At 56.1% G+C, this 11,920-nt stretch carries 12 protein-coding genes; all 12 read right to left on the bottom strand.

From position 1 onward, the window contains the following. Positions 1 to 25: 25 nt before the first annotated feature. Positions 26 to 334, bottom strand: coding sequence for a YggT family protein (locus HMPREF9241_RS07445; protein ID WP_006681676.1), 309 nt, complete (start codon positions 332 to 334; stop codon positions 26 to 28). Positions 335 to 344: 10 nt separating this feature from the next. Continuing rightward, entirely contained in the window at positions 345 to 815 is a 471-nt protein-coding gene (locus tag HMPREF9241_RS07450; RefSeq protein ID WP_006681677.1) for a cell division protein SepF, read from the bottom strand. Between the two features lie 180 nt (positions 816 to 995). Beyond that, positions 996 to 1,760, bottom strand: a complete 765-nt coding sequence (locus HMPREF9241_RS07455) for a purine nucleoside phosphorylase YfiH/LACC1 family protein (RefSeq protein WP_006681678.1) — start codon at positions 1,758 to 1,760, stop codon at positions 996 to 998. Positions 1,761 to 1,763: 3 nt separating this feature from the next. After that, on the bottom strand, positions 1,764 to 3,029 hold the full coding sequence (gene ftsZ, locus HMPREF9241_RS07460; RefSeq protein ID WP_006681679.1) for a cell division protein FtsZ: 1,266 nt from the start codon (positions 3,027 to 3,029) through the stop codon (positions 1,764 to 1,766). A 127-nt stretch (positions 3,030 to 3,156) separates the two neighbouring features. Then, entirely contained in the window at positions 3,157 to 3,969 is an 813-nt protein-coding gene (locus HMPREF9241_RS07465; RefSeq protein WP_006681680.1) for a cell division protein FtsQ/DivIB, read from the bottom strand. Positions 3,970 to 4,090: 121 nt separating this feature from the next. Further along, the gene (locus tag HMPREF9241_RS09430; RefSeq protein WP_165544437.1) at positions 4,091 to 4,231 is read right to left on the bottom strand and encodes a hypothetical protein; all 141 of its coding nucleotides are present in this window, start codon (positions 4,229 to 4,231) and stop codon (positions 4,091 to 4,093) included. After that, a complete protein-coding gene (murC, locus tag HMPREF9241_RS07470) occupies positions 4,203 to 5,540 on the bottom strand; it encodes a UDP-N-acetylmuramate--L-alanine ligase (protein WP_050998829.1) in 1,338 nt (445 codons plus the stop codon). The genes HMPREF9241_RS09430 and murC overlap by 29 nt, the downstream gene beginning before the upstream one ends. A 60-nt stretch (positions 5,541 to 5,600) precedes the next feature. Beyond that, entirely contained in the window at positions 5,601 to 6,716 is a 1,116-nt protein-coding gene (locus HMPREF9241_RS07475) for a UDP-N-acetylglucosamine--N-acetylmuramyl-(pentapeptide) pyrophosphoryl-undecaprenol N-acetylglucosamine transferase (RefSeq protein WP_006681682.1), read from the bottom strand. Positions 6,717 to 6,721: 5 nt separating this feature from the next. After that, positions 6,722 to 8,005: an FtsW/RodA/SpoVE family cell cycle protein gene (locus HMPREF9241_RS07480; protein ID WP_006681683.1), complete on the bottom strand. Its 1,284-nt coding sequence runs from the start codon at positions 8,003 to 8,005 to the stop codon at positions 6,722 to 6,724. Next, positions 8,006 to 9,430, bottom strand: coding sequence for a UDP-N-acetylmuramoyl-L-alanine--D-glutamate ligase (gene murD / locus HMPREF9241_RS07485; RefSeq protein ID WP_006681684.1), 1,425 nt, complete (start codon positions 9,428 to 9,430; stop codon positions 8,006 to 8,008). Next, positions 9,427 to 10,512, bottom strand: coding sequence for a phospho-N-acetylmuramoyl-pentapeptide-transferase (gene mraY, locus HMPREF9241_RS07490; RefSeq protein WP_006681685.1), 1,086 nt, complete (start codon positions 10,510 to 10,512; stop codon positions 9,427 to 9,429). The genes murD and mraY overlap by 4 nt, the downstream gene beginning before the upstream one ends. Continuing rightward, entirely contained in the window at positions 10,509 to 11,915 is a 1,407-nt protein-coding gene (locus HMPREF9241_RS07495; protein WP_006681686.1) for a UDP-N-acetylmuramoyl-tripeptide--D-alanyl-D-alanine ligase, read from the bottom strand. Before HMPREF9241_RS07495 ends, mraY begins: the two co-directional genes overlap by 4 nt. Between the last annotated feature and the right edge of the window lie 5 nt (positions 11,916 to 11,920).

The following is an 11,920-nucleotide window of genomic DNA, read 5'->3' on the forward strand; positions in this document are numbered from 1 at the left end:
CATCAGCGACCTTTAACCCACGAAGTCAGCCAATTGTTGCCAGAGAAATTCCTACTCGTTGCAACACGATCAGCGCGACAAAAACAATCAAGAATCCAAGATCCAGCGACAAACCGGCACCGATGCGCAGTGGCGGAATTCTTCGACGCAGGAATCGAATCGGCGGATCTGTCAGCACGTACACGAAATTCGCGATAACAAGCAGGATTCCGCGCGGTCTAAAGTTCGGCAGAAGAAACTCAAGCCAATCAAAGACCAGTCGAATGAACGCGAACAGCAGGTAGATGCTCGCAAGCCAGTAAATCGCCCAGCCGGCGTATACAAGTGCTGTCATCGAAAGCTAATCAGCCCTGGTTGAAGAGGGTTCCGCGACGGCTTCCAATCACATCGCCGGTGACCTCTACGGTTGCGGGCGACAGCAGGAAGACGCGGTTGGTCACGCGCTCAAAACCACCGCGAAGAGCGAAGGTCAGGCCGGCTGCGAAGTCAATCAGACGGCGTGCTTCTTCTTCGCGCATATCAGTGACGTTCATAATGACGGGCGTTCCGTTGCGGAAGGCTTCGCCGATCGTCTTAGCATCCGAGTATGCGGTCGGGTGGACGGTGACGATGCGCGAAAGGTCAGACGTTGTCTTCACTTCAAGGTCCTCACGGTGCAGAGGGGTGACGACGGAGGAAATCTCTTTCTGCGGAATTTCAGTCTCGTACGTAGTTTCATCTTCGTAGAGATCAAAATCCTGGGCTTCATCCTCGACTTCGTCAGCCGGGTACCAGCCCATGAACTTACGAGCTCGAGCTCCGAAACCATCCGCCATTGTGTCCTCCTGATTGTGTCGGCTCTGCAACGTTAATGCCCGCGCTGTCCGTTACGGCGCAACCTTGCCGGTATGTCGAAAAAACAGAGTGGATAATTCCGATTACGCCCCTGCCGCAAGGGACTCAAGAGCCTTTATCACCGCGCGACATGCCACTGCCTGCATCGGTCAACACATGCCCTACGCCGGGAAAATGATTGTGGCATTCCTACCGCACTCACGGTCACGCCGATAGGAGTGCAACGTGGGGTCTTCGAGAGTGCATCGCGGGTCAATTTCAATGCGGGTACACCCAAGCGCTCGCAGTTCTGCTTGAGCTGCGCGCGGAAGATCAAGAGCGGGCGTTCCCCACGATGTACGCGAGGCACTTTCAGGGCGCTCTACGGCGCACTCGTCACGCATTTGGGCGGGCACTTCATAGCAGTCACCGCAGATTGCGGGAGCAATATACACCTCAATGTCATGGCTTGGAGCAAGACGACGCATGAGAGTCACTGCTCGAGTAATGATGCCGTCGAACAAGCCTTTTCTTCCGGCGTGCACGGCTGCCACGATCGTTCCGCCCGCCGTTGACAGGACAATCGGTAGGCAGTCCGCTGTCATGACTGCAATCCCGGGAGCGTCCTGCCAGCCTCGCGCATCGATGATGACGCCATCGGCTTCAATAGTGTCCATCGGGTCGCTGAGGTTCAGCGTCGACGTGTGGGTATCGAGATTCAACGTTGGGTGCCCGTCTGCTGTCATGACGACGAGGCCGATCACATGAGAGTGGGTTTGATTCATCCAGAGGATCGGGCGCTCAAACTCGCTGGCAAGAAGCTGCCTTCGCTCCTTCACCAGCTGAAAGTCGTCACCCACGTGGTGCGCAACATTGTTCCTTAACGAGGCGGTGCCTCGACCCGCCTGGACGAGATGGATCGAGGCACCGTTGAGCTGGGTGAGCATCGCTCAGCGCAGGAAGTCCGGAATATCCAGATCCGCTGCGCTTTCAGATTCCTCATCAAAGATACGAGGAACTTCCAAAGAGGGTTCCTCTGCGACGGAGGGAGCTTCTTGCACCGGCTGCTGGGTAGCAACTGGAATCGTTGCCGTACGGGTCGGCACCTGGACAGGTGCACGATGGGCTGGGCGAGCGGACGGAACCTCACCGAGCGCGCGAGTTTCCTGCGGAGCAGCTACGGGAGCCGGGGTAGCAACAGGTGTCGTGGACTGCGCGGGAGTTTGGGTTCCGATAACGCTGGGACGCGACGCGATGTCGGTCTGCGGATCCTGCTCGTCAAAGCCAGCGGCGATGACGGTGACGATGATCTGGTCGCCCAGTGTCTCGTCGATGACCGCACCGAAGATGATGTTGGCTTCGGGGTGGACGTATTCCTGAACAAGCTTCGATGCGCGTGCGGTTTCCTGCAGGGACAGGTTCGAGCCGCCCTGGAAGAACAGGAGGACGCCACGCGCACCATCGATTGTCGATTCGAGGAGCGACGAGGAGATTGCGCGCTCGACTGCGTCGACTGCGCGATCTGTGCCGGTTGCCTGGCCAATACCCATGAGGGCCGAGCCGGCATCCTTCATCACCGACTTCACATCGTTGAAGTCGACGTTGACCATGCCGTTGATGGTAATCAGATCGGTAATGCCCTGAACACCGGAGTGCAGAACCTGATCTGCCGCTTCGAACGCTTTGGTGATCGGGAAATCTTCATCCTGAATCTCAAGTAGACGATCGTTCGGGATGACGATCAGAGCGTCGACGGCTTCACGAAGCGCTTCGACGCCCTTATTTGCCATGGATGCACGACGGTTGCCCTCGAAAGAGAACGGGCGGGTGACGACAGCCACGGTCAGCGCATCCTGTTCGCGAGCAATACGCGCAACAACTGGGGCTGCGCCGGTGCCTGTACCACCGCCTTCACCTGCGGTAACGAACACCATGTCAGCGCCTTCGAGAGCCTGAGCGATCAGGTCAACATTGTCATCGGCTGCTTTACGTCCGACCTCAGGGTCAGCACCTGCACCTAAGCCGTGGGTAATTTCGCGACCGATGTCGATCTTGATATCAGCGTTCGACAGAAGAAGATCCTGAGCGTCCGTGTTCACAACGATGAACTCGACACCACCCATGCCAGCTTCGATCATGCGATCGACAGCATTTCCGCCACCACCGCCGACGCCAACGACCTTGATTATGGCCTTGTTCTTCTGAGGTTCGTCCATTGGTCACTCTTTCTATATCAAACCCTCAACTTCAGGTTGAAGGTTCAACTTCACCCTGCTCTCGTTCGGAAGAAAGCTAGGGATTGAGTAGACCTTCTTCAAGGCGACACGCTGAACGAACAATCGACTATGACGTGACAGGATGAGTCGGCGATGAAACGTCATACACACGGACGCTCCTTTGAGCCAACAGCACGTCCAAAACCTGTGCTTTCAGCGCCCCATCATCAGGAGTTCCCCACTTCACTTGGGCACCGTTGGTCAGCGTAAACGACAGAGTTTTACCATCGGCACTCACACCCGAAACCTGCGCTTTTGTTGCCTCAGACAGGTTTGACCACAAGGAAAGAACATCCGAGGCCGCTTCGGCTCGTTCTTCATCAGTCTCCGGGAGGCTCACCAATGGAAGCCCCTCGATCAACGTAGGAGCATCAGCGAAACTCACTCCCTCATCGTCAACCTGGCGGAACGCGCCCGCACTTCCCTCGATCATCGCAGGAGTTCGCAAAGTAATTGTAATTGCCAAACCCGTTGGCCACTGTCGCTCCACTTCAGCTGAAGCGACAACAACATTCGATTCGATGGATTCAGCGATCGCCGCAGTCGGAACCCTAGGTAACGGGGTGCCCACGTACGGCGCAGTTGACGAAAGAACTGATTCCGCGGTGATCAAGGTTTCATCTGCGCCTTCAACGTGCACCGATGACGCGCTCAAAGCAAGCAGAGGCGAAAACAGCAATACCCACACCAAACCACCGATAAACGCTAGTCCCGCAGCAATCATTGCCATCGTCTTGATGCAGAGAATCCGACGCGCCCGAGCTCGCTCTTGGCGACGCAGATCAAACTCAGAACGCTCGTTGCGCTTTTCACCACCTAAGAGAGCAGCGGCATCCTGCTGCCCCACCGGCCGGGCAAGTGTGACACGAGCAGAACGCAACGAAGATTTCCTTGCCCCTCGCTTGTGTGCTGCCTGTTGACGCTCTGGGGGTTGCCCAGACTCTGGAGTATCCCTATGCGGTCGCTTTGGTCGGGCAACAACCGGACGTGATGGAGGTTTTTCAGAAGAAGACTTTTGGGTAGCAGATCCCTTTGACGACAAGCGAGAAGTGGACGTCGTCTGGTGTTGCGTAGAAGTCGATCCGGGTGGCGTTCGACGCGGCTGAGGTGGCTTCACGAGGCATCCATGCGTTGCCACTCATCGATAACATCATCTGCACACTGGGTGATTGAACCAGCACCCATCGTGATCAGAACGCCCCGCGAACCAGCCTGACGCGCTCCGATTCGGGCGGCCTCGTGCATATCGTGGACACACTCAGCGCCCTTAATCTGATCCGCAATCAGAGCGGAAGTCACGGCGGGATCATCATCCTCGCGAGCAGCATAAATATCCGCAAGAACCACATGATCCGCGCCCGACAACGCCTTGGCGAAACGATCCGCGAATAAGCGCGTACGCGAATACAGGTGAGGTTGGAAAACCACGGTCACATCAGCGCCATCGGCAACCAATCGCGCCTGTTCGATCGCGGCAGAAACCTCTGTCGGATGATGCGCATAATCATCAAAAACGCGCCTGTCCCCCACAGTTCCACGGAGCTCAAAACGGCGAGCTGTCCCCGTAAAACCAGCAAGCGACGAAGCCATCAGGCCAGGTTCAACGCCAAGCTCCACGCCGGCAATCCACGCGCCAACAGCATTAAGAATGTTATGCACGCCCGGAACACCCAAGGAAAGCTCCGCGCTGATATCGCCGTAGCTGACTCGTGCACGACATGAAGAAGGCGTCGTCTCTACATCACAAATCGTCACGTCAGCATCCACCACGGACTTATCGGAGCGCCCGTAGGTCACCACGCGAATACCCAGCTCACGCGCCGACTCGCTCAGGCGGGCAGTCCCCGCGTCTTCAGCGCAACACACCAAAAGACCACCCGGAACCAGACACTTTGCGTAGTCAACGAAAACAGCTTCGAACGCTTCGCGCGTCCCATAGCGATCCAAGTGATCGGGCTCAACGTTCGTGACAACTTCGATCGACGGAGTGTAGTTCAAGAACGAGCCATCAGACTCGTCAGCTTCGGCAACAAACACGTCCGACGTGCCCAAATGCGCACCGGAACCAAACTGCGGAACAATTCCACCCACCGCGACCGACGGATCCAGACCAGCCCCACGCAGACCAACCGCAATCATCCCAGACGTAGTCGTCTTCCCGTGGGCGCCGGCAACGCCAACAAAACGCATTCCACTGGCAGCAAGCGCCAACGCCTGCGAACGATGAATGACATCCAACCCCAATTCACGCGCCCTGGTCAGCTCTGGGTTCGACTCACGAATCGCAGTTGACACAACAACCGTCGCATCATCATCAACATGAGTGGCATCGTGGCCGACGAATGCGCGAATTCCTTTTTCATTCAAACGCGCAAGAACATCCGAATCGGCACAATCTGAACCAGTCACCCGCGCGCCACGCGCAGCAAGCAGTTCAGCAACAACACTCATTCCCGCTCCACCGATACCGATGAAATGGAAGTGTCCTTCGATAGGTTCCACGTTCTCCCCCTAGCGCGCGATCTGTGAAACAACCAGGTCAGCTAAACGCGAGGCAGCATCGATCTTTGCTAATCCTGCCGATGCTGTCGCCATAGCGGACAGTTCCGGTGAAGTCAGTAGCGGGAAAACCTTCTGTCGCACCGTATCTGCGTTGAATGACGCATCATCAACCAAGAGCGCTCCGCCAGAGGCAACATGGTCATGCGCATTCAGCTTCTGTTCGCCATTACCGATAGCCAGCGGAACATACACGCACGGCAACGACAGAGCCGTCATCTCGGCAACCGTTCCTGCACCCGAACGACAGACAACCAAGTCTGCACAGGCAAGAGCATCTTCCATGGTCGTCAGATAATCCAGAACCAGGTAGCGATCGCCCACCGAACACTCGTCAACCTTGCTCCGCACAGGGGCGTCTTTTCCTTTGCCGGTCAAGTGAATCACCTGCACATTGTCAGGCAAGTCGTCAAGCGCATCAATCATGGCATCGTTCAGGTGGAGAGCTCCAAGAGATCCGCCGGTAACAAGAAGGGTCGTCTTCTTGGGGTCTACGCCCAAGTTCTTCGCCCCACGCTCGCGCGCAACACGGACACCGTCGGCATCTTGGCGCGCCAACGCAAGCTCTTCGATAGCAGGACGCAAAGGAAGACCCGTTACTTGCGTGATGCCCCTGCGTGCCTTCAACGGAGTATTCGCAAACGTCAACGCAAGAACATTGGCGTAGCGCGCCCCCACCTTATTTGCCAATCCGGGCCTGGCATTCTGTTCATGAATGACAATCGGGACGCCGGCGCCTCGTGCGCCCCAGTACGCGGGAGTTGAAACATATCCGCCAAAGCCGACAACCACATCAGCATCACGAATCGCCAGACGACACTGGTTCACTGCTTTACGCCAGCGGAATGGGAAAGTGAGAATCGAAGGGGAAGGTCGACGTGGGAAAGGAACCTTTTCAATCACATGAAAAGGAAACCCTGCAACGGGAACCAAATCTGATTCCAAGCCCTGAGCTGTTCCAAGGACCTCGACGTCATATCCACGTTTGGCAAGAACCGTCGCCGTGGCCAACAGCGGATTCACGTGCCCAGCGGTACCGCCACCAGCCAAAACGACTTTGCCCAACATGTTGCCTACTTTCGAGCTTTGGATCCACCTGCTCGTCGAAGCTTCGGAGTAACCCGAGGATCACGACGACGAGTAGCAGGATCAGAATATCTCCACATAGTCATACCAGCATCACTACGCGCAAAGGACGCGACAACGCCGATGGCCAGCGCGGTGAACAGGAACGATGATCCACCATAGGACACAAGAGGCAGTGGGACACCAATAACCGGGCCGAGCTGAGTAACCGAGGCAATATTCACGAGAGCCTGGAAGCCGATCCACGTTGCCACACCGGCAGCGACGATAGCGACAAACGGGTCGGACGTTGAACGAACCAGTCGGAACATTCCCCACACCAACAAAGCAAGAGCCGTAAGCACTGCCAACGTACCCATCAATCCGAACTCCTCACCAACGATGGCGAAAATAAAGTCCGTGTGTGCCGCCTGCAGATAATTCCATTTCTCACGCGAGGCCCCCGGACCCAGTCCAGAAACACCACCGGAGCCAAAAGCCCACAGCGAATGATCAATCTGTTCGGGGGCAGACAAATCACGCTTGGGAGCAAAACCCGGAAGAACAACCAAGATTCGACGAAGACGCGTCGGGTTCTGAATGACCAAGAACACCAAAAGCGGAACAGCTAGGACGAACGCGTATCCGAACCAGCGCTTCGGCAAACCAGCAATCCACAATGCTCCCATGGCGGCGGCCGTCACAATCATTGACGTACCCAAGTCATGACCCAGCATGACGTCGATCAGCGTGACAACCACGGGTAGCCCCGCAAGAACACTCATCTGACGCCAGTTTGAAAAATCCCTATTCGGTCCGGTCAAAATGAAAGCAAGAAAGACGATCAAAGCGAGTTTCAAGAACTCTGACGGCTGAACAAGGACGGGAATACCGGGAAAATACACCCAGTTCGCGTTGCCGCCTTCAGAACGGCCAAGAGGGGTAATGACCATCGCCTGAACAATCAATCCCAGCCCGAAAGCATGGGGAGCAAAACGGACAAAAATATGGCGAGGGATCTTATGAACAACGAAGGCAATGATCAGGGCGATGACAATGATGACACTGGGACGCAAATACGCCATGTACGGGTTGGCGCCCTTGGCGATTGATGTCACCGATTGAGCTGAAAAGCCCATCATCAAACCAAAAATAGTCAGAACCACCGTGGGGACGATAATCATGTAGTACGTCGTCAGTGGTTGAATCTCATAGTGTTCATCATCCGCACCAAAAACAAAACGCGGAAGACGACGGATCACACTATCAATGGCGCTCTTGATCTTCGCCATCTACTTGGCACTCCACTGGTCACGCAAACGTTCAACAGCGTTCACAAACACGTCGCCACGCTGACCGTAGTTATCAAACTGATCCCATGACGCACAGGCCGGAGCAAGAACAACAAAATCACCGGGGCGCGAAAGAGCGACAGCCTCATTGACGACGGAGAACATCCAATCCTCATGGCCACCGACGTCAACGACCGGAACATTGGGTGCGCTCGCACGGAAAGCCTTGAGTAGGTCCGAACGGTCTTCGCCGATGATCACCGCACCGCGCAGAACCGGCTCAACGTCGCGAATAAGGTCGGTAAAGTCCTGTCCCTTGGCGTCCCCGCCAACGATCCAGACAACCGAGTGAGGAGGAAGCCCATAGAGGGATGCTTTGGCAGCGTGGGCGTTCGTCGCTTTCGAATCATCGATCCACGTGACATCAGCGACTTGCCCGACAACAGCTCTGCGATGTCCTGCTGGAGAAAAAACGCGCAGGCCATCACGAACCGCATGCGGACGCACACCGTATGCGCGTCCAAGTGCTGCCGCGCCAAGAGCATCCATCACAACAGCCGGGGAAAGACTCTCCCCATAGACCGTGCTCAAATCGCTCAAATCACCCAGGTGGGCAGCTTCACGGTGCCGGTTTTCAACGTAGGCGCGGTCAACAAGCGCACCTTCAACGATGCCCAGTTGCGACACCGAAGGCGAGCCCAGCGTGATCCCAATGGCACGCGCCCCTTCCACAACGTCTGCGTTTTCAACCATCGCTTCAACCACTCGGTCATTGGCCGGGTAGATGCAGGCAACCTGAGTGTTCTCGTATACGCGCGCCTTATCGGCAACGTATGCTTCTTCGCTTCCATGCCAATCCAGGTGGTCAGCATCCACATTCAAGCACAAGGACGCCAAAGGCGAAATCGTGTAGGAGGTATGGAGTTGGAAGCTGGAGAGTTCAACAGCGAAGACGCTGGCATCTGAGTCGATTGCTTCGGTGATGGGGGTGCCAATATTGCCAACCTCAAGAACGTCGTCACCGTTGGCCCGAAGAATTGACGCAAGCATGCCCACAGTCGTTGTCTTGCCGTTCGTGCCCGTCACAGTCAGCCAGGGGCGACCCGCATGGGGGCCTTGCTCTTGAAGACGCCACGCCAATTCAACTTCACCCCAGATCGGGATCCCGACAGCTTGAGCGCGTTCAAAGATAGGGGCGTGCGCAGGAATTCCTGGAGACACGATGATCGTGTCAACACCAGCGTCAATAACGGCGCAGGCGAGATCCCCAGCATCGGGAACAACATGAACGTCAATACCTAATTCGTCTGTGGGAGTACCGGAACGCTGGTCGAAAGCAAGAACCTCGTACCCGCGCTTCAACAGAGCTTTTGCTGCTGCTTTGCCCGATTTGCCCAGGCCGATGACGGCGTAACGATCACTCACAGCGTTGTCACCCAGTCAGCGTAGAAAATGCCCGCACCGGCCACTGCAAACAACGCGGCAATCAGCCAGAAGCGAATCACGATCGTGATTTCCTGCCAGCCTTTTAACTCGAAGTGGTGGTGCAACGGTGCCATGCGGAAGACACGCTTATGCGTTGCCTTAAAGACCGAAATCTGGATGACGTCGGACATCACGATGACAACGAAGAGTCCACCAATCACGATTGCGATGAACTCGGTGTTCGTCAGAATCGACAGGCCAGCGACCGCACCACCGAGTGCCAGCGCGCCCGTATCCCCCATGAAGATCTGAGCGGGCGAAGCGTTCCACCAGAGGAAGCCAGCAAGCGAACCGATGATCGCGGCGCAGAAAACTGCAAGGTCCAGAGGATCACGCGTCGGATAGCAGAGAGTTGTCGCCTGCCCCTGCGGGAAGCAGGATTGAATCTTCTGGAAGTAGGCGATAAACGTGTATGCGCCGAAAACGAAAATGGAACAGCCCGTGGCAAGGCCATCGAGGCCGTCGGTTAGATTCACCGCGTTTGACCAGGCGGTCACAATCAGGTTCGTCCAGATCAAATACAGGACAACCCCCAATCCGAGGCCAGCAAACCCGAGCGTGATGGGTGACAGGTGAATGAAGGACAGGTGAAGCGTACCCGGCGTTGTCCCATAGGCATTGGGGCGGGTCAGTGACATCCACGCGAAAACTGCGGCAACCGCGATCTGACCGATAATTTTCCCGGTCGGATGCAGACCAAGGGAGCGCTGACGCATGATCTTGATGCCGTCATCCAAAAGGCCAATAAAGCCAAGACCTGCGAAGAGAACAACCAGAGTCCATCCGGACCACGAGGGTCCGGATCCTGCGATCGACGCCCCAATCACCCACGCGATAATGGTTGCCAGAATGAAAACCAGACCACCCATTGTGGGTGTACCGCGCTTCGTCAAGTGCTGGGTCGGTCCGTCCTGACGGATGAACTGCCCGTACTGGTGAGCGATCAGGAATCGGATCAGCAAAGGGGTTCCCAACAGGGAAATCACCAGTGCAATGACGAAGGCGACAATAAGGCCAATCATCGCTGGACTCCCTTCTCGCGGAGTTGGTCCGCTACCTTCCACGAATATGAGAACAAGGATCCCTTCACAAGAATCACACAATCGTCTTTCAGTTTCGCACAAACAGCCGTGACAGCCTCATCAACACTACCGACGTGTTCCGCATCGATGGTGTCACCAGCACCCTCGGCGTAATAGGGACCGTCTTGACCCAACAGAATCAGCGACTCGACTCCGGCATCTTTCGCCATCAGACCAACCTGGCGGTGAATGTCAGCAGACTCGTCGCCGAGTTCAAGCATTTCGGAAAGAACAGCGATCTTCGTATGCCCCTCACCGATCGAAGTGAGCGTAGCGAAAGCGGCTCTCATGGAATCGAGGTTCGCATTGTAGGCATCGTCAATCATCGTGACTTTCATACTGTCAATGCTTAATTCAACGACATCCATTCGGTGCGGAGACAGCGCCCGAGCCTCGTTGATCGCACGAATCGCTTGATCGAGTTCAAGACCAAGCTGTACCGCGCCAGCGATGGCGGCCAGTGCGTTCGCCACGTGGTGCACGCCAACGATATTCAGATTCACGAGGCCACGACCACCGGGGGCTTCAAGCGTGAAGTGTGCGTGGCCAAGGTGGTCAACGTCCACGTCGAGAGCACGGAAATCGGCTCCCTCTTTGCCTGATGGCGAGAACGTCGTAATCGGACCTGTCGACAGTTTCGTCATATTCATGACGCGCGGATCGTCGTAGTTCAAGACCACCGGAGCACCGGGGCGCGAACCTGTAATCAGCTCCCCCTTCGCCTTTTCAATCCCGTCGACTCCCCCGAAGCCACCCAGGTGAGCGTGACCAACCATCAGTTCAATGGCAACATCCGGCGACGCAATATCTGTCAAATACTTGATGTGTCCGATGCCAGACGCACCCATTTCAAGAACCAGATGGCGGGTTGTTTCATCAGCTTGAAGAACCGTCAGAGGAAGTCCAACCTCGTTGTTGAACGAGAGCTGAGGGGCAACGCTGGGAGCATCAGTACTCATAATCTGGAAAAGCAGATCCTTCGTTGTCGTCTTCCCAGCCGAGCCGGTCATCGCGATAACATCCAGCCCAAAACGCTCACGCAAGTCTTCAAGGTGAGCATGGGCAAGGCGACCCAAAGCGTAGGTCGAATCCTCGACAATAATCTGCGCAATGGACGAGGGAACATCAACGAGGTGTTCAACGATCAGTGCAACCGCACCATTGTCAACGGCCTGTTTGACGTAGTCATGCCCGTCGGTGGCCTCGCCGATTCGTGCGACATACGCTGAACCAGCTGACGCCAAGCGCGAATCTGTAACAACACGGTTCATCACAACCTGACGGTCAGCACCGTTCAGGGTTCCTGCAACTGCTTCAGCAATCCACCCAGCTAACCTGTACATGCTAT

It is taken from the genome of Schaalia turicensis ACS-279-V-Col4 (assembly GCF_000296505.1).
Lineage (GTDB): Bacteria > Actinomycetota > Actinomycetes > Actinomycetales > Actinomycetaceae > Pauljensenia > Pauljensenia turicensis_A.

What these genes read in the sequence shown, in the direction of transcription:
- HMPREF9241_RS07445 (WP_006681676.1), bottom strand. Translation starts at nt 334, where the DNA reads ATGACAGCACTTGTATACGCCGGCTGGGCGATTTACTGGCTTGCGAGC.
- HMPREF9241_RS07450 (WP_006681677.1), bottom strand. Translation starts at nt 815, where the DNA reads ATGGCGGATGGTTTCGGAGCTCGAGCTCGTAAGTTCATGGGCTGGTAC.
- HMPREF9241_RS07455 (WP_006681678.1), bottom strand. Translation starts at nt 1,760, where the DNA reads ATGCTCACCCAGCTCAACGGTGCCTCGATCCATCTCGTCCAGGCGGGT.
- ftsZ (WP_006681679.1), bottom strand. Translation starts at nt 3,029, where the DNA reads ATGGACGAACCTCAGAAGAACAAGGCCATAATCAAGGTCGTTGGCGTC.
- HMPREF9241_RS09430 (WP_165544437.1), bottom strand. Translation starts at nt 4,231, where the DNA reads ATGAGTGGCAACGCATGGATGCCTCGTGAAGCCACCTCAGCCGCGTCG.
- murC (WP_050998829.1), bottom strand. Translation starts at nt 5,540, where the DNA reads ATGAGTGTTGTTGCTGAACTGCTTGCTGCGCGTGGCGCGCGGGTGACT.
- HMPREF9241_RS07475 (WP_006681682.1), bottom strand. Translation starts at nt 6,716, where the DNA reads ATGTTGGGCAAAGTCGTTTTGGCTGGTGGCGGTACCGCTGGGCACGTG.
- HMPREF9241_RS07480 (WP_006681683.1), bottom strand. Translation starts at nt 8,005, where the DNA reads ATGGCGAAGATCAAGAGCGCCATTGATAGTGTGATCCGTCGTCTTCCG.
- mraY (WP_006681685.1), bottom strand. Translation starts at nt 10,512, where the DNA reads ATGATTGGCCTTATTGTCGCCTTCGTCATTGCACTGGTGATTTCCCTG.
- HMPREF9241_RS07495 (WP_006681686.1), bottom strand. Translation starts at nt 11,915, where the DNA reads ATGTACAGGTTAGCTGGGTGGATTGCTGAAGCAGTTGCAGGAACCCTG.